Annotated in this window: 21 protein-coding genes and 1 tRNA gene; 20 read left to right on the forward strand and 2 right to left on the reverse strand. The window is 69.7% G+C overall.

Annotated features, from left to right (window positions below):
* Positions 1-261: 261 nt before the first annotated feature.
* Positions 262-498 carry a hypothetical protein gene (locus HY703_13095; GenBank protein ID MBI4546129.1) on the forward strand — a complete coding sequence of 79 codons (237 nt, stop codon included), beginning with the start codon at positions 262-264 and terminating at the stop codon, positions 496-498.
* A 66-nt stretch (positions 499-564) separates the two neighbouring features.
* On the forward strand, positions 565-942 hold the full coding sequence (locus tag HY703_13100; protein MBI4546130.1) for a PEGA domain-containing protein: 378 nt from the start codon (positions 565-567) through the stop codon (positions 940-942).
* A gap of 204 nt (positions 943-1,146) precedes the next feature.
* Here HY703_13100 and rpsT read toward each other — a convergent pair whose 3' ends face one another.
* Complete coding sequence (rpsT, locus tag HY703_13105) at positions 1,147-1,410, reverse strand: 30S ribosomal protein S20 (protein ID MBI4546131.1); 264 nt, start codon at positions 1,408-1,410, stop codon at positions 1,147-1,149.
* 263 nt (positions 1,411-1,673) lie between these two features.
* Between rpsT and HY703_13110 the strand changes: the two genes are divergently transcribed.
* The 13 genes from HY703_13110 (at position 1,674) to HY703_13170 (ending at position 15,358) form a co-directional block, all read left to right on the forward strand.
* Entirely contained in the window at positions 1,674-2,327 is a 654-nt protein-coding gene (locus HY703_13110) for a site-2 protease family protein (protein MBI4546132.1), read from the forward strand.
* Complete coding sequence (locus HY703_13115) at positions 2,318-3,091, forward strand: segregation/condensation protein A (GenBank protein MBI4546133.1); 774 nt, start codon at positions 2,318-2,320, stop codon at positions 3,089-3,091. The genes HY703_13110 and HY703_13115 overlap by 10 nt, the downstream gene beginning before the upstream one ends.
* Positions 3,069-3,656 (forward strand): SMC-Scp complex subunit ScpB, encoded by a 588-nt coding sequence (gene scpB, locus HY703_13120; GenBank protein MBI4546134.1) that lies wholly within the window; start codon positions 3,069-3,071, stop codon positions 3,654-3,656. Before HY703_13115 ends, scpB begins: the two co-directional genes overlap by 23 nt.
* Before the next feature lie 37 nt (positions 3,657-3,693).
* The gene (locus HY703_13125) at positions 3,694-4,407 is read left to right on the forward strand and encodes an rRNA pseudouridine synthase (protein ID MBI4546135.1); all 714 of its coding nucleotides are present in this window, start codon (positions 3,694-3,696) and stop codon (positions 4,405-4,407) included.
* Between the two features lie 16 nt (positions 4,408-4,423).
* Entirely contained in the window at positions 4,424-6,085 is a 1,662-nt protein-coding gene (locus tag HY703_13130; GenBank protein ID MBI4546136.1) for a short-chain dehydrogenase, read from the forward strand.
* Positions 6,086-6,260: 175 nt separating this feature from the next.
* Entirely contained in the window at positions 6,261-7,145 is an 885-nt protein-coding gene (locus HY703_13135; GenBank protein MBI4546137.1) for an AAA family ATPase, read from the forward strand.
* A gap of 86 nt (positions 7,146-7,231) precedes the next feature.
* Positions 7,232-8,191 (forward strand): DUF58 domain-containing protein, encoded by a 960-nt coding sequence (locus tag HY703_13140; GenBank protein ID MBI4546138.1) that lies wholly within the window; start codon positions 7,232-7,234, stop codon positions 8,189-8,191.
* Positions 8,188-9,195 carry a hypothetical protein gene (locus HY703_13145; protein ID MBI4546139.1) on the forward strand — a complete coding sequence of 336 codons (1,008 nt, stop codon included), beginning with the start codon at positions 8,188-8,190 and terminating at the stop codon, positions 9,193-9,195. Before HY703_13140 ends, HY703_13145 begins: the two co-directional genes overlap by 4 nt.
* A complete protein-coding gene (locus tag HY703_13150) occupies positions 9,192-10,181 on the forward strand; it encodes a VWA domain-containing protein (GenBank protein ID MBI4546140.1) in 990 nt (329 codons plus the stop codon). Before HY703_13145 ends, HY703_13150 begins: the two co-directional genes overlap by 4 nt.
* The gene (locus HY703_13155; protein ID MBI4546141.1) at positions 10,178-11,962 is read left to right on the forward strand and encodes a VWA domain-containing protein; all 1,785 of its coding nucleotides are present in this window, start codon (positions 10,178-10,180) and stop codon (positions 11,960-11,962) included. The genes HY703_13150 and HY703_13155 overlap by 4 nt, the downstream gene beginning before the upstream one ends.
* Before the next feature lie 23 nt (positions 11,963-11,985).
* The gene (locus HY703_13160) at positions 11,986-14,433 is read left to right on the forward strand and encodes a BatD family protein (GenBank protein MBI4546142.1); all 2,448 of its coding nucleotides are present in this window, start codon (positions 11,986-11,988) and stop codon (positions 14,431-14,433) included.
* Positions 14,434-14,614: 181 nt separating this feature from the next.
* Positions 14,615-15,253, forward strand: a complete 639-nt coding sequence (gene upp / locus HY703_13165; GenBank protein MBI4546143.1) for a uracil phosphoribosyltransferase — start codon at positions 14,615-14,617, stop codon at positions 15,251-15,253.
* Positions 15,254-15,284: 31 nt separating this feature from the next.
* Positions 15,285-15,358: transfer RNA gene (locus tag HY703_13170), tRNA-Ile, on the forward strand.
* A gap of 38 nt (positions 15,359-15,396) precedes the next feature.
* Here the strand turns inward: HY703_13170 and HY703_13175 are convergent.
* Positions 15,397-17,454, reverse strand: a complete 2,058-nt coding sequence (locus HY703_13175) for an NAD(+) synthase (GenBank protein ID MBI4546144.1) — start codon at positions 17,452-17,454, stop codon at positions 15,397-15,399.
* 122 nt (positions 17,455-17,576) lie between these two features.
* Here HY703_13175 and HY703_13180 point away from each other — a divergent pair, with 122 nt between their 5' ends.
* From HY703_13180 to HY703_13200, 5 genes are all read left to right on the forward strand, one after another.
* The gene (locus tag HY703_13180; GenBank protein MBI4546145.1) at positions 17,577-18,368 is read left to right on the forward strand and encodes a PhzF family phenazine biosynthesis protein; all 792 of its coding nucleotides are present in this window, start codon (positions 17,577-17,579) and stop codon (positions 18,366-18,368) included.
* Positions 18,369-18,849: 481 nt separating this feature from the next.
* Positions 18,850-20,244, forward strand: coding sequence for a PQQ-dependent sugar dehydrogenase (locus HY703_13185; GenBank protein ID MBI4546146.1), 1,395 nt, complete (start codon positions 18,850-18,852; stop codon positions 20,242-20,244).
* Positions 20,245-20,441: 197 nt separating this feature from the next.
* Complete coding sequence (gene secD, locus HY703_13190; GenBank protein MBI4546147.1) at positions 20,442-22,052, forward strand: protein translocase subunit SecD; 1,611 nt, start codon at positions 20,442-20,444, stop codon at positions 22,050-22,052.
* 18 nt (positions 22,053-22,070) lie between these two features.
* Entirely contained in the window at positions 22,071-23,033 is a 963-nt protein-coding gene (secF, locus tag HY703_13195) for a protein translocase subunit SecF (protein MBI4546148.1), read from the forward strand.
* A partial coding sequence (locus tag HY703_13200) for a TatD family hydrolase (protein MBI4546149.1) occupies positions 23,020-23,164 on the forward strand: 145 nt, incomplete at its 3' end. The genes secF and HY703_13200, both read left to right, overlap by 14 nt.

The following is a 23,164-nucleotide window of genomic DNA, read 5'->3' on the forward strand; positions in this document are numbered from 1 at the left end:
CGGGCGCACGTGCTCCTTCAGCTTCGTAGCGGCCGACGACACCTTGTTCGATTTCTTCCGGGATGCGCATTCCTGGCGGGCCTACTTGCCTGCGATCGGAATAGCCAGCCTTCCGCCGGCGGGGCGATCCGTGCGCTTGCACACGGCGATACCGCCTTCCCCACACCTGGAAGTTGCGCCACCCGCTCGGGGCCCGAGGGCGAGGCGCGTAGCTACGAGGCGCGCTCCGCGCAGGGGCGCCTGCGTGTCGAGGTACTCCTCATGGCAGACGGCCAGACACGAGCCGTGCGGCTCAACCGGCAGCGTCCCGACGGCACGTGGCAAACGGCCTTTGCCGATCTGCACGCGCGCCATTTGCTGGTGCTGGAAAAGCAGAGCGACGGGCAGATCGCCCGCACCGTGCTCCGCGGGCCGGCCGCCCGGAGTTCCGACCTGGGCCGCGCCCTCGAGCATCTGGCGGCCCGCGCCCTGGCGGCTTGTGGGGCGGCTGACCACTAACCTGACGAGCCGGGGTCGGCACGGCCCGAATCCCGTACTGGCAACCCCTGACCCAGGAGGCTACCAATGAAATCCTTCCTTGCCGCGGCTGGGCTGGCGCTGATCCTCATGGCCGCCGCGGGGTGCGCCGCGCTGTTCAACAGCAAGACCGACCCGGTCGCCATCCAGTCCATGCCCAGCGATGCCGACATCTACATCGACGGCAACCTGCGCGGCCGTACCCCCATCACCCTCGAGCTTCAGGCCAAGAAGACGTATACCATCGTCTTCAAGAAGCCGGGCTACCGGGATCAAGCCTTTGAGCTCACCAATACGGTGGGCGTGAAGTGGGTGATCCTCGACGTGCTGGGCGGACTCGTCCCGGTGATTGTGGATGCCGCCACCGGGAGCTGGTACGAGCTGGACACCAAGGTGGTCAACGTCACGCTCACGTCCGGCGAGTAGCGCGAAAGCGGGTCGCTACCCTGAGCCGGGCAGCGTGCCAACCCCGGGCACGGCCCGCGTCGCACCCCGGAGTGCGGCACCGCCCAGCACGGGCCAGAAAGGCGCGGGGAGGGAGCGGATCCTTCCGCTCCCTCCCCGCGCTCCCACTCCGGCCGGCGCGGCCCATCGCCGTACCGCGCTCGCCCAGGCCGCGAACCGGGCTGCCTAAGGCGTCCCGCCCAGCTCCTTCACCCGCCGCGCCAGCCGCGACTTCTTGCGCGCCGCCTTGTTGGGGTGGATCAACCGGCGGGTCGCGAAGCGGTCCAGCAGCTTTGCCGTTTCACGATAGGCAGCCGTGACGGTCTCGGCATCCGTCGCCGCCTGCACCTTCTTGATTGCCGTCTTCAGCCGCGAGCGCTGCGCCCGGTTGTGCAAATAGCGCTTCTGCTGCTGGCGCATCCGCTTCTCGGCGCTCTTCGTGTTGGCCAACTCGCTGCTCCCGGAAGAGTCCAACTCCCCTGCAAAAGCCGAAGAAACTTACCGGCACGGAGCAGACCGGTCAACCCGCAGAAGCCGCGACAGCCGCGACGCCGCAATCAGCGGAAGGCCGGGCCTCGGGCTCGGGCTCGGCCCCCCGCATTCAGCTCCGAGCCCGAGCCCAGCGCCGAAGGCGCGAAGCCCGGCGAAGCGGAGCCCGAGCGGCTCTCCGGCGGGGTGGCGCACCGGGCGCAGCCGGCATTAGCTTCCCCGCCATGGATCTCCTGCTCTTGCTGCCCGTGCTGCTGTTCTCCGTGGTCGTGCACGAGTACGCCCACGGTTGGGTGGCCCTGCGGGAAGGAGATTCCACGGCCTACATGCTCGGCCGGCTGACCCTCAATCCGGCGCCGCACATCGACCCCTTGGGCAGCCTTCTCTTCCCCCTGCTCCTCTGGGTCACGCATGCCGGATTCCTCTTCGGCTGGGCCCGGCCCGTGCCCGTGAACCCGCGGAATTTCCGCAACTACAAGCGGGGCGACATTCTGGTTTCTCTGGCGGGCATTGCGGCCAACCTCCTGCTGGCGGGCGCCTTCACTCTGGCGGTTGTGCTGCTGATCCATCTGACCCAGCTCCTGCCGGTGCTCTCCCCCACCTTCCAACTGCTCGTACGTATGGCGCGCTACGGCATTGTCATCAACCTGGTGCTCGCCTTCTTCAACCTGATCCCCATCCCGCCGTTGGACGGCTCGCACGTGTTCTATCACCTGCTCTCGCCCTCTGCCGGGATGCGGTACCGCGAGCTGGGCCGCTACGGCCTCTTCATCCTTCTGGGCGTAATGATTTTTGCGCCCGGGGTCTTCAGCTTGCTGCTCTGGCCGGTGCTGGCGCTGCAGGGCCTGGCCGAGCTGTTCATCCGGCTATGGACGTAAGGCCCTCCGGCGACGCGGCCGAGCTGGGCTTCATGGTCGAGCTCGATCGCTTCCACGGCCCGCTCGACCTGCTGCTGCACCTCATCCGGGAGCAGGACATTGACATCTTCGACATCCCTATTGCCCAGATTACCAGGCAGTTCCTGCACGGCATCGAGGGGGTGGAAAGGCTCGGGCTGGACCGGGCGGGCGAGTTCCTCGAGATGGCCGCCACGCTGATCCGCATCAAGCTGCAGATGCTGCTGCCGCGCCGGGGCGAGGATGCGGATGAGCTGGAGGACCCGCGCGCCGAGCTCGTGCGCCGGCTGCTCGAGTACGAGCATTTCCGTGAGGCGGCCAGGCGACTCGAAGAGGCAGAGTCCGACCGGCGCAGGCATTTCGCCAGGGGGTTCCTGCCGCCCCGGCCCAGCGCCCTGGCCGCAGCGCCGCCTCCCGGCTTTGCCTGGGAAGAGCTGTGGGCTGCCGTGCTGGCCCTGGGCGGGCGCGCATACCCGCTTACTGACCATCACGTGGCGTCCCGGGCCGTCCCGCTCGAGGAGAAAGTGGACCTCATCCTGCAAACGCTCGCCCGCCGCGCGCGCGTCGAGTTCCGCCACTTGATTGCACCATTCGGCGATCGGATGCACGCCGTCATGACGCTGCTCGCCGCGCTCGAGCTGGCGCGACGCCGCCAATGCGCGCTCCGCCAGCGCGAAGTGTTCGCGCCACTGTGGGTCTACCGTGCGATGGGAAGGGCAGGGGATGGAGACCGCCCGCATCATTGAGGCCTTGCTCTTCGCCAGCGACGCGCCCCTCAGCGCCGCGGACCTGGCGCGTGTGGATCCCGCGCTCGATGAAGCCCGGGTGGTCGCGGCGATCCAGGAGTTGCGCGCCGAGTACGAGCGGACCGCCCGCGCCTTTCAGGTCTACGAGCTGGCGGGCGGCTACCAGCTCCTGACGCGCCCCGAGTTTGCCGCGTACCTCGACCGCTTCGAGACCGTGCCTCAGCCTGCCCGGCTCTCCGGGCCGGCTCTCGAGGCGCTGGCGATTGTCGCCTACCGCCAGCCCATCGGCCGCATCGAGATCGAGCAGATTCGCGGCGTGAGCTCGGTCGGTGTGCTGCGAACCCTGCAGGAGCGCGGACTGCTCGAGGTCGTCGGCCGGGGCGAAGGCCTCGGACGGCCGCTCCTCTACGGCACCACGCCCCGCTTCCTCGAGCACCTGGGGCTCCGCTCGCTGGAAAACTTGCCCCGCCCCGACGAGCTGCCTGTAGTCCTCAAGCCGCGGGCCGCGCAGGCCGCACCGGCCGTGCAGGCCGCGCCGCCCGAGCTGGCCGCAGCCGCCTCCTGATGGCACTGCTACGACCGGCCCCCCTGTGCCCGCGGCCATGCGCCTCCAGAAGTTCCTCTCCCGAGCAGGCGTGGCTTCGCGACGTCGGGCCGAGCGACTCATCGAGGTGGGACGGGTCCGCGTCAACGGGGAGGTCGTCTCGCAGTTGGGCGCCACCGTCGACGCCAGCCGCGACGTCGTGGAGGTGGACGGCCGCCGCGTCCAGCCGGCGCCGCCGGTCTGGATCGCGCTGCACAAGCCGCGCGGCTACGTGACCACGCGCCACGACCCCCAGGGCAGGCCCACCGTCTACGACCTGCTGCCGCCGGAGTTCGCCGGCCTCTTCTACATCGGCCGGCTGGACCGGGACACGGAAGGGTTGCTCCTCCTCACCAACCATGGCGACCTGGCGCACCGGCTCATGCACCCGCGCTACCAGATCCCCCGGGTTTACGAAGCCCTGCTGGCCGGCCAGATTACCCCGCCCGAAATCGAGCACTTGCTCGCCGGCGTCCCGCTCGAGGACGGGATCGCGCGGGCGGAGCAACTCGAGCGACTCCCGGCCCCCGGCGGCATGGACCGGATCCGCCTGACCATTCGGGAGGGTCGCAAGCGGGAGGTGCGGCGCATGCTGGCAACGCTGGGGCACCGGGTTCGGCGGCTGCTGCGCCGCAGCTACGGGCCGGTGCGCCTGGGACGGCTGCGCCGCGGCACGTGGCGGCGCCTCACGCCTGCCGAGGTCGCGGCACTCCTGCGCGCGGCCCGCGCATGAAACCTCGGGAGCAGGCATGGAGATCCGAGATCGGACAGTCCTGATTCTGGGCGGCTCGGGACTCGTGGGACTGGCGGTGGCACGCCAGATCCTCGAGCACGCGCCGCGCGCCCTCGTGCTCAGCGCCCTCACCCGGACCGAAGCTGAGCAGGCCGCGGCCGAGCTGGGCGCGCCAGGCGCGACCCCGGGGGCGACCCCTGTCGAAATCGAATGGGGCGACATCTTCTACCCCGAGGCGCTCAAGCACCTTACCCGCGGCCAGGTCATGGCCGATCCCGGCGCCCGCGGCCTGCTCCTGGACTACCTTTTCGGCGATCTCACTGACGACGTCGTCTCACGCTCCGCATTGGGCGCCATCCTGCTGCGGCGACGCCCGGAGATCATTGTGGACTGTGTCAACACCGCCACCGCCGTCGCCTATCAGGACGTCTTTGCCAGCGCCGCCCGGCTCCGTGCGGAAGCCCATGACGGGAGCATCAGCCCGGATTCCGTCGAGCGCCACCTGGCCACCCTCTACCTGCCCCAGCTCATCCGCCACGTCCAGCTTGCCCTCGAGGCCATGCGGCGCGGCGGTACGCAGTTCTACATCAAGGTCGGAACATCCGGTACCGGGGGAATGGGGCTGAACGTGCCCTTCACTCATTCCGAGGACCGGCCCAGCCGTGTCCTCCTTTCCAAGGCCGGTGTGGCGGGGGCACACACGCTCCTCCTCTACCTCATGGCCAGGACACCCGGCGCGCCGGCGGTCAAGGAGGTCAAGCCTACGGCGGCCATCAGTTGGAAACGCATTGCTTACGGCGAGATCCGGCGTCGGGGCCGCCCGCTCGAGCGCTACGACGCCCAGCGCCCCCTCCCTCTCACCCAGGCCTTCGGCGCTGATGCCGCGGCCGCCTGCTCCCCCGCCGGTGGCACCCTGCACGGCGTCTTCCTGGACGCCGGCGAGAACGGCTTCTTCAGCCGGGCCGAGTTCGAGACGCTCAGCGCCCTGGGCCTCATGGAGTACATCACGCCCGAAGAGATTGCGGCCACCATCGTGCGCGAGATTCGTGGCCATCCGACCGGTCGCGACGTGGTCGCCGCTCTCGATGCGGCCACCTCCGGACCGACCTATCGCGCGGGCGTGCTCCGGGAGGTCGCGTTGCAGCGCATGGCCGAGCTCGAGCGGGAGCACGGAGTCGACGCCGTCGCCTACGAGATGCTGGGCCCGCCCCGCCTATCGAAGCTGCTCTTCGAAGGAACCATCCTGGCCCGCCTCTTCCCCGACCTGGCCGCAGCCGCCCGCTTGAACGCCGAGGAAACTGCGCGCCGGGCGGCCGAGCTGCTCGAGGCCGACGCCGATCTCCGCATCCGCATGCTGTCCATCGGCCTGCCTGTCCTGCTGCCCGACGGCGCCCACCTGCTGCGCGGACCGGAGATCAAGGTCGTGCCGGGACCGGCCCAGCGCGCCGACGACCCGCGGCTGCCCGAGCGCGGCTGGGTCGACCTGCGCTCCGGCAACTGGAGCAAGTGGCGCCAGCGGGCCGCCGCCATGCTCGATGACCTGGAGAAGCTGCCGCCGCCCGACGAAGGCTCCCGCGCCGATTTCCTGCCCAACGAGCGCAGCGGCCAGCTCCGCCCCGGCACCCTGGCCGCCTGGGTCTTCCGCCACGAAGACCAGGGCCAGCGCGTGAAACGCTAGCGCCGCGGCGGCAGGGATCTTCTCGGGCGGAGCGGGCGTACCAATCGACCACGGTTTTCCCGCAGGAAACGGAGGCTCGCGTTTGAATCAAACGGCCACCACGGCGGCCAGCGGCCTGATCCTGGCCCAACGCCTGACGGCAGAGCTGCACAAGCGGGTTGTAGCGCAGGACGAAATGATCGAGGGGCTGCTGATCGGGCTGCTCGCGGACGGCCATGTCCTGCTCGAGGGTGTGCCCGGTCTGGCCAAGACGCTCACGGTTCGCTCCCTGGCCGAGACCATAGACGCCACCTTCCAGCGCGTCCAGTTCACGCCGGACCTGCTCCCCGCCGACGTGGTGGGGACCATGGTTTACAACCAGCGAAGCGGCGAGTTCACGCCCAAGAAGGGTCCCATATTCGCCAACGTCGTGCTTGCAGACGAGATCAACCGCGCCCCGCCCAAGGTGCAGTCGGCGCTGCTGGAGGCCATGCAGGAGCACCAGGTCACGATTGGCGGGGAGACGTTTCCGCTGCCCGCGCCCTTCCTCGTGCTGGCTACGCAGAACCCCATCGAGCACGAGGGAACCTACCCCTTGCCCGAAGCCCAGGTGGACCGCTTCATGCTCAAGATCCGGGTCCATTATCCGGATCGCCAGACCGAGAAGGAGATCATGCGGCGCGTAGCCGGGCGTGAGCCAGTCGCGCTCGAGCTGGTGGCCACGCCCGCGGACATCTTCGCCGCGCGCCAGGAAGTGGCCGCCCTCTACATGGACGAGAAGATATCCGATTACGTGGTGAGTCTGGTGCACGCGACGCGCGAGCCCGCCGCCTACGGCCTCCCCGAGCTCGCGCCCCTGATCGAGTACGGCGCCTCGCCTCGAGCCAGCATCTACCTGGCAGAATGCGCCCGCGCCCACGCCTTCCTGCGCGGCCGCGGCTACGTGCTCCCGGACGACGTCAAGGCGATCGGCGCCCACGTGCTGCGCCACCGCATCATCACCAGCTATGAGGCCGAAGCCGAGGAGGTGACTGCGGACGACGTCGTCACGCGCATCTTCGAGGCCGTCGAGGTACCGTGACGCAACCCGTGTCGCCTAACTCCCCCCCTCGCCGCGTCCCCCCGTCCCCCCGTCAGGGGGAAGGGCAGGGTAGGGGGTGGGGCGCAGTGGCGGAGCTGCTCCGCCAGGTGCGGCTCATCGAGCTGCGCACCCGCGGGCTCGTCACTTCCGTGCTGAGCGGGGAATACCAGTCCGTGTTCAAGGGCCAGGGTATGGAGTTCGTCGAGGTCCGCGAATACCAGGCGGGCGACGATGTCCGCACCATCGACTGGAATGTGACGGCGCGCATGGCGCACCCGTATGTCAAGAAGCACGTCGAGGAGCGGGAGCTGACCGTTCTCCTGGCCGTCGACCTCTCGGGCTCCGAGCAGTTCGGCACGCGCGCTCGCTTCAAGGCCGAGCTTGCCGCCGAAGTCGCGGCCGTGCTGGCGCTGTCAGCCGTGCGCAACAATGACCGGGTCGGGCTCCTCCTCTTCACGGACCGCATCGAGCACTTCGTGCCGCCCAAGAAGGGACGCCGCCATGTGCTGCGCCTGATCCGGGATGTGCTGGCCTTCCACCCTGCCGGCAGGGGCACTGACCTGGGTGCGGCCCTCGACTACGCCGCGCGGCTGCTGCCGCACCGCGGCATCATTTTCCTGCTCAGCGATTTCGTGCCACCTGCCCCCGCGCATGACGCGAGCGGCGCTTCGGCATACCCCGCCGGCCTGGGCAGCACGCCGCCGCCCGAGACGCCGGCCGAGCCTCCCTGGCAACGGAGCCTGCGCACCGTGTCGCGGCGGCACGACCTGGTTGCCGTCACGCTGCTCGATCCCGCCGAAGAGAAGCTGCCGGATGCCGGGCTGCTGCTGTTGCGCGACCCGGAGAGCTTCGAGCTGGTCGCGGCCGACACGGGGCGCGCCGAGCTGCGCGCTCTCTACCAGGAGCTGATCGCTCAGGAGCGCGAGGAGCTGCGCCGCCTCTTCCAGCGGCTGGGCATCGATACCATCGACCTGCGCACCGACGCACCCTATGCGGGTCCGCTCCTCGCTTTCTTCCGCCGCCGTGAGCGGAAGTTGCGCCGATGAATGCCGCGCGCCCGGCCGCCGCGCTCGCCGGCGCCACCCTGCTCCTTCTCAGCTCCGACCGCGCTGCCGCAGCGCAGGAGGTCGGCGCCGCCGTCTGGCCGGATACCGTAACCGTTGGGGACGTCTTCCACGCCGCGATCCGCGTCCAGCTCGCACCCGGGCAGCAGGTAGAGCTGCCGGACTCGCTGCCCGTCTATGGCCATCTCGAGAACGCGGGTGCCGCGGAACGGCGCAGCGAAAGGTTGTCTGGCGGGCGCACCCGGGTCACGGCCACCTACCCCCTCGTCGCCTGGCGGCCCGGGCCGGCGGCCATCCCGGCCGTGCCAGTACGCGTCCGCGGACCCACGGGCATTCGGGACCTGGAGGCCACGCCCGGCGCACTCGCCGTGCGTTCCGTGCTGCCCGCCGATACCTCCGGCATCCAGCCCCGGCCGGCCAAAGACGTGATTGGCCCTAACTGGGTGGTCTGGCCGTTCCTGCTGCTGCTGCTGGGGCTGGGGCTGCTCATCGGCGGCCTTGCTTACTGGCGGCGCCGGCGCCGTGGACCGCCCCAGCCACTGCAGCCGGTGCTCCCGCTCGTCCCGCCGCGTGAGGCCGCGCTCGCCGCACTGGACCGCGCCCGCGAGGCCGGCCTGCTCGAAGCCGGCGAGTTCAAGCGCTTCTATTCGCTGCTCTCCGAGGCACTGCGCCACTACCTCGCCGCCCTTGAGCCGGAGTGGGGCGCGGACCTCACCACCACGGAGCTGAGGGGCCGCATGCGCCAGGTCGCCGGACCGGAGCACGACGATGGCGTGACCGAGCTGGCGCGTATCCTGGTGGCCGCGGACCTGGTCAAGTTTGCGCGGCAGGGGACCGACGCGGCCCAGGCACTAGCCCAGTGGCACGAGGCCCGGAATTGGGTCGGGCGCTTTCGCTGGGTGCCAGCGGAGGGAATGAGCGGCCGGCACGCCGTTCCGCTGCCGGCGGGTGCCAGTGAGGGTGTAAGGGAGGCAGAGGTCGCATGAGTATCGGCTTCGCCAACCCCTGGGCCCTGCTCCTGCTGCTCGCCATTCCGGCGTACCTGTACTACACGCGCCGCCGCTCCCGCCTGGCGCTTGCCTTCTCCCGCGCCGCCACCCTCGGACGCATCGGCCAAAGCGTCGCCCTGTGGTTGGCTCGCCTCCCCGGCTGGCTCCGCGCCACCAGCGTGGGAGCCCTCATCATCGCGCTGGCCGCGCCCAGAACCGGGGTGTCGGCAGTGAATGTCGACGCGGAAGGGATCGCCATCATCCTGGCAGTGGACATTTCGAGCTCCATGCTGGCCGAGGACTTCCACCCGCGCAACCGCCTGGCCGTCGCCAAGGAGAAGGTTCACAACTTCCTGCGCGGCCGGCGCTACGACCGCATCGGGATGGTTGCGTTTGCAGGCGAGGCGCTGACCCAGGTGCCGCTCACGCTCGACTACGACGTCCTCTCCCGAGCACTCGAGCAGCTCGATGTCGGGGTGCTCGAGGATGGCACCGCGATTGGCACTGCCATCGCCACCGCCGCGAACCGGCTGCGCCGCGCGCCCGGCAAATCCCGGGTCATCATCCTCATGACGGATGGCGAGAACAATCGGGGCGAGATCGACCCGCTCACCGCAGCGCGGGCGGCAGCCGCGTTCGGTGTCAAGATTCACACGATCGGCGTGGGCAGCGAGGGTGTCGCACCCATTCCCGTAGCCCGCACCATCTGGGGCGGCTACCAGTACGCCACGCTGCCAGTGCATATCGACGAAGCGCTGCTGCGTGAGATCGCCGGGGCCACGGGCGGCGAGTATTTCCGTGCCACCAACGAGGCGGCCTTGGACAGCATCTACCGTCGCATTGACGCGCTCGAGAAAACCACGGTCGAGGTCACGCGCTACATGGATTATACGCCCCGGCACCAGCCGTTCCTCGCGCTGGCCGCGCTCCTGCTACTCTTCGAATGGGCGCTGCGCGCCAGCCGCTGGGGGAGTGTGCCGTGAGCTTTGCCTATCCCGGCGCCCTCTGGCTGGCCCTGTTGCTGACCGTCGCCGTGAGCGCCGCGGTCTACGGCTATGCGCACCGGCGGCGCCACGTCGCGCGCACGTTCGGCGACCTGAATACCCTGGCCCGCCTGGGCGGCGGCAACCTGGACAACTTCCCTGCGCGCCGCCTCCTGCTCGTTGGCCTGGCCGCGGCCGCACTCGGCTTCGCCGCCGCTGGGCCGCGCTGGGGCACACGCGCCGTCGAGCGGAAGAGCCGGGCCGGCAGCCTGGTCCTCCTGCTCGATGCCTCACGATCCATGCTGGCTCGCGACCTCTCGCCTAACCGCCTCGAGCGCGAGCGCATCCTGGCCCGGCGACTGCTCCGCGAGCTGCCTGGCGATCGCGTCGGCCTCGTGGTCTTTGCCGGCCGCGCCCACATACTGTCGCCGCTGACCGTGGACCATAGCGCGCTCGAGCTGTACCTGGATGCGCTGGATCCCGAGATTGTCAGCTACGGCGGCTCCTCTCTGGCCGCAGGACTGCGCCAGGCCAGCGAGCTAGCTCGCGGCGACCGGGAGCGCGCTGCCCGCGCCGCGGTCGTCCTCATCAGCGACGGCGAGGCGCTCGAGGAGGAGGCCGCCGTGCTGGCCGAGGCCGAGCGCGCCGCCCGCGCCGGGGTGGTGATCCATGCGGTAGGCGTGGGCACGGCGCGGGGCGCACCCGTACCGGAACGGGACACCGCCAGCGGGGAGATCGTGAGCTACAAGCGGGATCCCGCCGGCGACGTCGTCGTCTCGAAGTTGAACCAGCGGCTGCTCGAGCGCGTAGCGGAGCGCACCAACGGCCGGTACGTGCTGCTGGATCAGGCCGGCGCCACCGATCGCCTGCTGCTCGCGCTCCGCTCCCTCGAGCGTGCCACCGTCCAGGGGGAGCGGGGTGTCGAGCCGCGCGAGCGCTTTCCCTGGTTCATCGGCCTGGCCCTGGCCCTGCTGGCACTGGATACCATCCTCGCCCGCGCCGCGCCGCCTGCCGCGCGGGCTGCGGCGCAGGCTCCGCAGCCCGTCACCGCTCGCCTGCACGCCCAGCTCGTGTTGTGGCTCTGCCTGGCACTCCTGGCCTTCGGCTTTGGCGATCTCGAGCGCGGCAACCGCCTCTACCGCCAGGGTCGCTACGCGGAGGCGGTGGCCGCCTACCGCGCGGCGCTGCAGGCGGGCAGCCAGCGCCCGGAACTCCGCTACAACCTGGGGACGGCGCTGCTGCGCCTGGGCCGCTTCGAGGAGGCCGAGCCGTACCTGCGCACCGCCGGGGCCGGTATCGAGCCGGCCCTGCGCGCCCGAGCGGCCTACAACCTCGGGAACCGGTATCTCTTGCCGGGTAGGAGAGCGGAGCCCGAGCCCGGCGTGGCCATGCTCGGGCAGGCGGTCGAAGCCTACAAGCGCGCGCTGCGGCTGGACCCTGCTGACCGCGACGCCAAGTGGAACCTCGAGCTGGCGCTCCGGGAAAGAGAGCGGCAGCGATCGCTCGAGGCTGCTGCCGGCGGCGGGGGCGGGCAGCAGCAACAGGATCAGCCCGAGCAGCAAGATCGGACCGGAGGAAGCGCGGGCTCTTCTTCGCCCGCGGCGCCGCCATCGCCCTCTGCCGGTGGGTCCGAGGACAGCCGGGGCGCGCCGGCTGGCCAACCCATGACCCGCGAACAGGCAGAACGGATCTTGAGTGCCATCGAGCAGGACGAACGCGAGCTCTACCGGGAGACCCTGCGCAAGGGCCGTCGCGAGACACCCCTCGCCCGCGACTGGTAATGCTTCGAATACTGGCGTTCGTCTTGGTCCTGCTTCTCGCCCCGGCACCCACCTGGGCGCAGGAGGCCGTGCGCGTCAATGCCAGCCTCTCGCCCTCGACCGTGCGTGCAGGCGAGACGGCCGTCCTCGAAATCACCATCGAGACCCGCGGCAGCGCGCCCGAGGCCATGGGCACGCCCTCCTTGCCGGAGGAACTCGAGGTCGTGGGCAGTCGCGAGTACTCTCAGGTGCAGTTCTCGCTGCCCGGCGGGCGCAGCCGCATCCACCGTCGGGAGATCGTGCTCGCCGCCCGGACGCCGGGCGAATACTGGATCCCGCCCCTGGGCGTGGTCGTGGACGGAATCCGCTACCGCACGCGCCCGCTTTCCCTTTCCGTGAGCGCCCGTCCCGCAACTGCCGCCGCGCCGGACACGGGTCCGGAGGGCGAGGTCATGCTGGCCGCCTCACTCGAGCCAGACACCGCCTTCGTCGGGCAGCAGGTGACACTCGAGTCCGAGGTCCTCATCTCCGAGGACGTGCGGCTCAGGCTCCGCCGCACGCCCGACTACCAGCCACCCAGCCCGTCGGGCTTCTGGGTCCAGGACCTCGATCCGGCCCCCGCCGTAGACCTGCGCTACCTTGGCGGCCAGCCCTACGAAGTGCAGCGGTTCCGCCGCGCCTATTTTCCGCTGGCGCCGGGCCGCTACCGCCTGGCGCCCGTCAAGATCGCGTACGACGTGCGCCGTGGCTTCCTGAACGCGCCCGAGACACACCAGGTAGCCAGTGATTCGTTGCGCCTGGTAGTGCTGCCCGTTCCCGAGGCCGGCAAGCCGCCCGGCTTCGCGGGTGCCGTCGGCAGCTTCGAGATCCAGGCCAGCCTCGAGCCCGCCGAAGTGCCCGCCGGCGAGGCGGCCGTCCTGAGCGTGGAGGTGGCGGGCGCGGGGAATGTCAAGGCCTTACCCGCGCCACAGCTACCCCGCATACCGGGGGTGCAGGTTTACTCGCCCGGAGAGGAAGCGGAGGTCCGTTCCAGCGGTGGCGTCGTCGAGGGGCGAAAGCGCTTTAGCTGGGTGCTTGTCCCCGACCGGCCCGGCCGCATCCAGCTCCCGGAGATCGAATACCCATTCTTTGACCCCGCCCGCCGCCTATACGCGGTGGCCAGAGCTGCCGCGCCGCCCCTGCGCGTGCGCCCCGCCGCTATTGATGTCGCCCGGGGCAGTCGCCCGGCCGTGCTCCAGGTTCTCAAGACAGAACCAGCCGGTGAGTCGCGCCTGCGCTGGGTCCGCTCGCCCGGTTTTGCCGCCCTGCAGCTCGTCCCGCTCGCGGCCCTGGTTTGGGCGGCCTGGCACCGCCGTACCCGTCACCGGCCCCGGCCGCCCTCCCGCAACCTGCTGCGACGGCGGTGCCTCGAAGCGCTCGCTCAGGCCCGCGCCGAGTCTACCGGTCCCGTGTTCCTCAAGGCCGTGGCAGACGCACTGCGCGGCTGGCTCGCCGAGCGCTTTGACGACCCTTCGCTGCGTCGCTCGGCCGGCCCGAATCTGAGCCGTGCCCTCGAGGCGCAAGGCGCCGCCGCGGGGACCGCTCGCGAGATCGCCGAGCTGCTGGACCAGCTCGAGCACGCCCGCTACGAGCCCGCCCCGCCCACCCGCGACCAGCGCCGCGAACTGCTCGCAGCGGCCGAACGGCTCGTCACCACGCTCGACCGGCAAGTGCGCCGGCCACGCAGACGGCGGGCAGCCGCCGCACCCGGCGCCCTGCTCCCGTTCCTGCTGGCAGCCCTGCCCATCGCTTCCAAGGCCCAAGCGGCCGCGCCACCGGCCGCCTCCGCGGCGCAGGCGCCCGCCGCCCAAACCTCCACGGCCCCCTTCCCTAACGGCGTGCTCCACTTCCTGGCCGGCGATTACGGCAGCGCGACCGGCGAGTTCCTCGAGTTCGTGCGCCGCCACCCCCGCGATCCCCACGGCTGGTACAACCTGGGCAACGCCTACTACGAGGCCGGGCAGAGCGGCCGCGCCATCTGGGCCTGGCTGCGCGCGCTCCGCCTCCAGCCTCGCGATCAGGACGCGCGCCAAAACCTGGCTATGGCCGCCGCGCCAGCCTCCCTCCTCCGCCGCGCCGTGCCCACCTTGCCCCTCTCTGCCCCGGAAACCCTGCTCCTCGCCGCGCTGGCCTGGTGGCTCGCCGCCGCCACCCTAGTGGCCGCGGCGCTCCGCCCCCCGCGGAGCACGCGTGCCACAGGCGCCGGGATCGTGCTCCTGCTCCTGGCCCTGCTGGGCGCCTGGACCGGCCTGCGCCACACCCCCGACACCGCCCTCACCCTGGACAGCGAGACGCCGCTCCGGGCCGCGCCCAGCAGCCGCGAGGAGGTGCTCCGATCCCTGCCCGCGGCCACCCCACTCACCATGCTCCGCCGCCACGCCGGTTGGGTGCAGATCCGGGCCGGCGACGGCTCCCAGGGCTGGATCGAACGCCGCCGCCTCGGGCGCATCTGAGCGGCGCCGCTCCGCGTTCCCGACAGGATGGCGATCCCGTGCGCTCCCGTTGCCGCTCTCTTCCCGTTCTGGTAGCCGCAGTGCCTCCACGCCCGCGCTGAGCCAGGGGCAACGCTTGACCCGCCGGGAAGGCGGCCTATACTTCCGCCCAGCCCAACGCCTGCGCGCCCCGGGAGTCGCCGTGCACCGGTTCCCCAATCTCACCCTCATCGAGCATCCGCTCATCCAGCATAAGCTGGCCACGCTGCGGGACCGGGCTACATCGAAGAAGAGCTTCCGCGAGCTGGTGGACGAGATCTCGATGCTCATGGCTTACGAGGCCACCAAGGATCTGCCGCTCGAGGCTGTGCCGGTCGAGACGCCGCTCGAAGCCACCACCGGCTACGTTGTCAGTGGCAAGAAGCTGACGCTCGTGCCCATCCTGCGTGCGGGGCTGGGGATGGTCGAGGGGGTGCTGCGTCTCGTGCCCTCGGCGCGGGTCGGGCACATCGGGCTGTACCGCGAGCACGAGACGCTGCAGCCCGTGGACTACTACTTCAAGATTCCGGGCGAGCCCGAGGCGCGCGACTTCATCCTGCTGGATCCCATGCTCGCCACGGGCGGCTCCGCGGTGGCCGCGGTTCACTCACTCAAGGCCCATGGTGCTGCCCGTGTCCGCTTCATGTGCCTGGTGGCGGCGCCAGAGGGGGTGCAGCGCATGCTGGACGCGCACCCGGACGTACAGGTCTTTGCCGCTGCGCTGGACCGCCAACTGGACGAGCGAGGCTACATCCTCCCCGGCCTGGGCGACGCCGGCGACCGGTTGTTCGGCACCCGCTGATCCGCTAACTTCTGATCGTATCCAGCGACAGGGGCCCGTAGCTCAGGCGGTCAGAGCAACCGACTCATAATCGGCAGGTCGTGGGTTCGAGTCCCACCGGGCCCATCCGCAGCAAGGGCGGGCGCCCGATCACCGGGCGGCGGTCAACGGTCCGGTACCTTGCGCCGCAGCTCCTCCAGCCAGACCACCGCCTCGGAGTCGCTCGGTGCGCGCCAGTCGCTGCGCGGCGAGAGGGAGCCGCCCGAGCCCACCTTCGGCCCGTTCGGCAGCGCGGAGCGCTTGAACTGGCTGGTCTTGAAGAAGCGGTAGAGGAAGACCTCCAGCCATTTCTTGATGGTGGCCAGGTCATACTCGCGCCGCTTCTCCCGCGGGATCAGTTCCGGCCAGTTGCCCGCCTCACGGTCGCCCCAGGCATGATGCGCCAGGTACGCCACCTTGCTCGGCCGGAAGCCGAAGCGCGTGATGTAGTAGAGGTGGAAGTCCTGAAGCTCGAAGGGCCCGACAACGGCTTCACTGCTCTGCGGCGCTGCCTGCTCGCCCTCCCCGGATGGAACCAGCTCGGGCGAGATCTCCGTCTCCAGGATCGAGAGCAGCGCTTCGTTGGTCGTGGCATCGAACTGCCCGGACTCGACGACCCAACGGATGAGATACTGAATGAGCGTCTTGGGCACGGAGGCGTTGACGTTGTAATGCGACATCTGATCGCCCACGCCGTACGTCGCCCAGCCTAACGCCAGCTCGCTCAGATCACCCGTCCCGACCACGATGGCGTCGTGGAGGTTGGCCAGCCGGAAAAGGTGAGAGGTACGCTCGCCGGCCTGGACGTTCTCGAAGGTGATGTCGTAGACGGATTCCCCCTCGGCGTAAGGGTGACCGATGTCGCGCAGCATCTGGGTCGCCGAGGGCCGGATGTCGATCTCGGCCGCTGTGACGCCCAGGGCGGCCATCAGGCGGTGCGCGTTGGCCCGGGTCCGCTCGCTGGTCGCGAAGCCCGGGAGCGTGTACCCGAGCACATGGGCGCGAGGCAGCCCGAGCCGGTCCATCGTCTGGGCAGCGACGATCACAGCCTGCGTCGAGTCGAGTCCGCCCGAGACGCCGATCACCACCTTCTGGATCCCCGTGCCCGTCAGACGCTTCATGAGCCCGTGGACCTGGATGTTGTAGGCCTCGAAGCAGCGGGCATCGAGGTCGTGAGGATCGCTGGGCACGTAGGGGAAGCGCTCGACGCGCCGCCGCAGCTCTACCTCCCCTTCGGGGACGGCCAGCTCGAAGGTGACGCGGCGGAGCTGCCGCACCCGTTCCAGGTGCTCGCTCAGCATGTCGTTGAAGCTCGTCATGCGCGCGCGTTCCTGCACCAGACGCTCCAGATCGATGTCGGCCGCGATGAGCTGCTCCTCGGCGGCGAAACGCCGGGATTCGGCGAGGAGATCGTTGTTCTCATAGATGAGCGCGTGACCGTCCCACGCCAGGTCGGTCGTCGACTCGCCCGGCCCGGCGGCGGAATAGAGGTACGCGGCGATGCACTTGGCCGACTGGCTGGCACAGAGGCGACGGCGGTACTCGGACTTCCCGATAGTGATGTTGCTGGCCGAGAGATTGGCCAGCACGGTCGCGCCGGCCAGGGCGCCCCAGGTGCTGGGCGGGATCGGCACCCACACGTCCTCGCAGATTTCCACGAAGAGCGCCAGCCCTTCCACGTTCCCGGCCTCGAAGACCAGGTCATTGCCCAGGGGGACAACTTCGCCCAGGAAGCTCACCTCCCGTCTCGCCGCCCACGCGCCGGGGGTGAACTGGCGCCGCTCGTAGAACTCGCGGTAGTTCGGGAGGTAGGTCTTGGGCACAATGCCCAGCACGCGGCCGCGGTAGATCACCACGGCGCAGTTGAAGAGCTTCCCCTCGAAGCGCAGCGGAGCGCCCACCAGCAGTACAGGCAAGAGCGCGCGGCTCTCGTGCACCAGGCGTTCCAGCGCACTCTCGACAGCCTCGAGAAGCGCATCCTGCTGAAACAGGTCCTCGTTGCTGTAGGCCGAGATCCCCAGCTCCGGAAAGAGCGCCACCACAGCACCGCGCTCCGAGGCGCCACGGGCCAGACCCAGCGTGCGCTCCACGTTGTAGACAGGATCCGCCACGCGGCCGGAGGGGATGCAGACCGCCGCACGGACGAAGCCGTGGGAATAGATCGAGTGGAAAGGTCGGCCCATGAAATCCTGGCTCCGTGTCTTTAGCCGATAGCATACTCGGGCGCCAGCCGCGCCTTGGCAATAATGGTCGGCTCGACTAGAGTAACGCCCTGCACCCCTCACGCCCAGCAGGATGGCGCCGCATGAGCTGCCGCATGGTACAGGTCGACGCATTCACCGACCGGCCCTTTGCCGGCAATCCCGCGGCCGTCTGCATCCTCGCCCAGCCCGCGCCGCACCCCTGGATGCAGGCAGTCGCCCGCGAAATGAACCTCTCCGAGACCGCATTCCTGCACCCCGAAGGCCAGGCCTACCGCCTGCGCTGGTTCACGCCCACCACCGAGGTCGAGCTGTGCGGCCACGCCACCCTCGCCAGCGCCCACGTCCTCTGGGAAGACGGCCACCTGCCGGCCGATCAAACGGCGCGCTTCCACACACTCAGCGGACCGCTCGCCGCACGGCGGAGCGGGGAAGGGATCGAGATGGACTTCCCGGCCCTACCACCCGAGCCCGCTGCCGCACCCCCGGGGCTCGCGGCGGCGCTCGGAGCCAACGCCGTAGCCATCGCTCGCAGCCGCTTCGACTACCTCATCGAGCTCGAATCCGCCGCCCAGATCCGCAATCTCCAGCCGGACTTCTCCCGCCTGCGCAACATCCCCGCGCGCGGGATCATCGTCACCGCCCGCGCCGATACCCCGGAGTACGACTTCATCTCCCGCTTCTTCGCACCCGCCGCCGGCGTCGATGAGGACCCCGTCACCGGCTCCGCCCACTGCTCTCTCGGCCCCTATTGGAGTGCTCGCCTGGGCAAGACCGAGCTCGCCGCCTACCAGGCTTCGGCGCGCGGCGGCTCGCTCCGCCTCACCCTGCACCACCAGCGTATCGCGTTGTGGGGAAAGGCAGTTACCGTGCTGCACGCCCAGCTCCTCGCCTGAAATCCAGACGTTCCCCACCACCCCCAAACCGGCTAAGTACACTCCTGACAACAAGACCCTTGCGCCGGCGGAGCAAATGTTTTTTATTTGTCATCCCTCACCCCACAGGAGTCGCAGCTACGTTTCAGGTACTCTGGCGTCGCTTGCCCATCAGCGTCGGCACTCGCTGTCCGGTCTGCGGGTGTCAGGCGTGGCGTGTGACGCCCCCCTTGTATCTGCGTCCCCTCACCTGGGTGTTCCAGTACGGTTCCAGCTTCCGGCGTTGTCTCAATTGCACGTGGCACGGGTTCACGCTGCCATGAGCGAGGGGATCCTGCGCCACTGAGCCGGGCCGACCGCCCCCGTGTCGGGACAGCAGCTACCGGCTTTTCGCCGTGTAGCGGCGCGCAGCGCCGCCGCACGGCATTGCTGTCTCCGCCTGCCTCATCCATTCTGCTTTGCGAATTCGACGACTAAGACAACTCGCGAACCGGGAGGAATCATGCGAGGTCGCACTCCTTTCCGGCCGGCGGCTGCCGTTTCCGCGGCCATCGGTCTTGTTCTTTGTTCCGTCGCGCCGGCAGCGCCGCAGAGCCGACTCTCGGAGGCGGCCGCCAGGCTCCGTTGCGACGGGGACAACGGCGGGATCACTCTGCCGGCTGGTTTCTGCGCGGTCGTGGTGGCGGACACGGTGGGGCGAGCTCGGCATCTCGTCGTCGCTGCCAATGGCGATGTCTTCGTGGCGCTGGCCAACCGCCGGGATCAGCAGGGCGTCACGCTCACTGGTGGCGTACTGGCGCTCCGGGATACCACGGGCGACGGGCGTGCCGATGTCCGGGTGCGCTTCGGTCCGGACGGCGGCACGGGTATCGCCCTGGTCGGTCAACACCTGTATTTCGCGACCGATGACGCAGTGCTGCGTTACGCGCTTCCCCCGGACAGCCTCCAGCCCGTGGGTCTGCCAGACACGGTTGTCGCCGGGCTCCCCGTAGGCGGGCACCGCGCCAAGTCGATCGCTCTGGACGGCCGGGGCTCGCTCTACGTCAACATCGGCTCGCGCACGAACGCCTGTCAGGTCGAGGATCGGCAGCCGGCCTCGCCTGGCATCGACCCCTGCCCTGAACTCGAAGTACGCGCCGGCATCTGGAGGTTCGAGGCCAGCCGCAAGGGTCAGACGCCGGCCGACGGCGAGCGGTTCTCCACCGGGCTGCGCAACGTCGTCGCCCTCGCTCTCCATGCGCCGAGCGGCACGCTCTACGGCGCGCAGCACGGCCGGGACCAGCTCTTTCAGAACTGGCCCGCCTTCTTCACGGCCGAGGCCAGCGCCGAAAAACCCTCCGAGGAATTCGTGCGCCTGGAAAAAGGCGATGACTTCGGCTGGCCCTACTGCTACCACGACGCCGAGGCGGCGCGGAAGCTGCTCGCTCCCGAATACGGCGGCGACGGCCGCAAGGTCGGCCGCTGCGCGCAGAAGAAGCTGCCCCTGCTGGCGTTTCCGGGCCACTGGGCACCCAATGGTCTGGTCTTCTACACCCGCGCCGGCAGCCGCGCCCCAGCCCTTTTCCCCGCCGCCTACCGCGGGGGCGCCTTTATCGCGTTCCACGGCTCCTGGAACCGCGCTCCCCTGCCGCAGCAGGGGTACAAGGTCGTGTTCCTGCCCTTCCGCGACGGCCTCCCCACCGGCGCCTACGAGACCTTCGCCGACGGCTTTGCCGGCGGCCAGATCATGGCGCCCGGCCAGGCCCGCCACCGACCCACCGGCCTGGCCGTAGGCGCCGATGGCTCGCTGTACGTCACGGACGACGCGGGCGGCCGCATCTGGCGGGTGCTTCCTGCCGCCGCCACCGCCACCACCGGCACCTCTGGGGCGGCTGCTGCTCCCCGTAGCGGTGCATAAGTGAGCGAACGCGGGTGGTGGGGACGGGACGGGCGGAGGTGAGCGAACTTGACCGCGGGGGAGCAGCCGCGGTCCCAGGCCGCCCGACCGGCACCCCAGCTCGTTGACAAATGCGGGGAATTGCGTGAGCTTTCCCCACTTTGCCGGGCCACCAGCGCCGCCGGCCGGCGGGGAAGTGAACTGCAGGGGAGCACGCCATGTTGGGCACACTCAAGGGACGATTCCTGATCATTGCCGTGGTGCTGGCGGTGGCCGGTGTATACCTCTACCGCAACGGCTTGAAGCTGGGGCTGGATCTCCAGGGTGGCATGCATCTGGTGCTCGAGGTGGAGGATCCGGAGCGCACCCTGACGGCGGAGGCGCGGGAAGATGCTACCGAGCGGGCGTTGCAGATTATCCGCACGCGGGTGGACGAGTTTGGCGTCGAGGAGCCGCTGATCCAGAAGGTGGGGGACGAGCGGATCATTGTGGAGCTGGCGGGCATTGGGGATGAGCAGCGTGCCAAGCAGATCATCCAGCAGACGGCGTTCCTCGAGTTTCAGATCGTTACGCCGGACAAGCCGTTGCGGGACGCGCTCCCGCGGATAGATCGCGCCATTGTCGCGGCGCTGGGGCCCGAGGCCGTGGGCGGCGCGGCGCGAGCTGAACAGCGCGAGACAGTCCAGGAGCTGCTCTTCGGTCGCGACACGGCGGCGGTGCTGCCGGACACCGCAGGCGCGGCGGCGGACACGTTGGCGGCAGCCAGGCCGGCTCCCGAGGCGCGGCCGCTTACGGCTGCGCTTCTGGAATCGGGCAGCGAGGGACAGTTCCTGGTGGCACAGGAGGATGTGTCTCGTGTGACCAGCTACCTCGAGCTGCCGGAGGTGCAGCGCCTGCTGCCCAAGAACATCGACCTGCGCTGGGGGGCCGAGGCGGAGGGGCGGGGCGCGCAGCTCTATCGCCGGCTCTTCGTGCTCGAGGAGGAGCCGGTCATGACCGGGGAATACCTCGAGAATGCGACGGCCGGGCGCGATCCCCAATTCAACGAGACGGTCGTGTATTTCGACCTGAGCCGGCGCGGCGGCCGGCTGTTCGAGCGGGCTACCGGCCAGCACATTGGCGATCTCCTGGCCATTGTGCTCGACCAGGAGGTGTTCAGTGCGCCGGTCATCCAGGACCGCATCGGCATGCGGGGGCTGATCAAGCTGGGGCAGGCGCCGATGCAGGAGGCCCAGGACCTGGCACTCGTGTTGCGAGCCGGTGCACTGCCGGCGCCGCTCCGTATCATGGAAGAGCGCACCGTCGGTCCCTCGCTGGGCCAGGACTCGATCGAGCAGGGCAAGCTGGCCGGCGTGATGGGAATCCTGCTGGTCGTCGGCATCATGCTCTCCTATTACCGCCTGGCAGGCCTGCTGGCCGTTACCGCGCTGGGTGGCTACGTGCTCATTGTGCTGGGCGGGCTGGCCGGACTCAATGCTACGCTGACCGTGCCGGGCATCGCGGGCCTGGTGCTGTCGCTCGGCATGGCGGTGGATGCCAACGTCCTGATTTTCGAGCGGATCCGCGAAGAATTGGCGGCCGCCCGAGCCATCCGCACTGCGGTTGACGAGGGGTTCCGCCACGCCATGTCGGCGATCGTGGACTCCAACCTGACCACCTTGCTGACCGCGCTCATCCTCTTCCAGTTCGGGACCGGGCCCGTGCGCGGCTTTGCCGTCACGCTCTCCATCGGCATCATTGCCTCGTTCTTCTCGGCCGTCTATGTGACGCGCACGCTGTTCCTGCTCTACCTCGAGCGCAGGCGGGCCGCGGAGTCCCTCAGCATCTAACGGGAGCCTGTCACGCCCATGCGACTCTTCGCTGACGCCCACTTCCTGTTCATCGAGCGACGCCGCACGGCCTATGTCGCCAGCGCCATAGCCATCGGGCTGGGCGTGCTGGTTGCCACCGTGTGGCAGGTCGCCGGTCGCTCCTGGCTGAACTACGGCGTCGACTTCACCGGCGGCACGCTGGTCCAGGTCCGCTTCAGCGGCCCCAGCTCTGTGGCCGACTTGCGCCGGCTGATTGCGCCCCAGGTGCCGGGCAGCGAGATCACCCGCTTTGGCGGCGAAAACGAGTTCCTGGTCCGCGCGCCCGCCGCCGCCGAGCAACGCACCACGGTGGCAGATGTGATCACGGCAGCGCTCGAGCAGCGTTACGGCGCCGGCAATTTCGAGGTCGTTCGCAGTGAGACCGTGGGACCAAAGATCGGAGGAGAGCTGCAGCAGAAAGCTGTCCTCGCCGTGCTGCTCTCCTTCGTGCTCACGCTCATCTACCTCGCGTTCCGCTTCGAGTGGCGCTTCGGTGTGGCCGCCATCATCGCCACCGGGCACGACATCCTGATCACGCTCGGCTTCATCTCGGCGTTCCGCCTCGAGGTCTCGCTCCCGACCGTGGCCGCTGTGCTCACCATTATCGGCTACTCGCTGAACGACACCATCATCGTGTTCGACCGCGTGCGCGAGAACCTGAAGAAGCTGGGGCGGCGCGAGGGGTACCAGGACATTCTGAACCGCTCCATCAATGAGACGCTGCCACGCACTACGCTGACCGCGGGCACCACGCTCGCCGCGCTCCTCGCCCTGTTCCTGCTGGGCGGCGCCATCATCCGGGATTTCGCTACCATCCTGATCGTGGGCATCGTCGTCGGCACCTACTCCTCGATCTTCGTAGCCTCCCCCGCGCTGCTCGAGATCGAGAAGCGTTGGGGGGAGAAGGGGAAGCGGGGCCGCCCGCGCATCAGCCCGGCGGAGAAAGCTGTTCTTCGATAGCCACTGCCATCTGACCGACGAGCGCCTGAGCGCCGAGCTGGACGCGGTGCTCGAGCGGGCGCGCGCGCAGCAGGTGACCCGCCTGGTCACGGTCGCCAGCGATGCGGAGGATAGCGCGCGCGTCTGCGAGC

The organism is Gemmatimonadota bacterium (genome assembly GCA_016209965.1).
Lineage (GTDB): Bacteria > Gemmatimonadota > Gemmatimonadetes > Longimicrobiales > RSA9 > JACQVE01.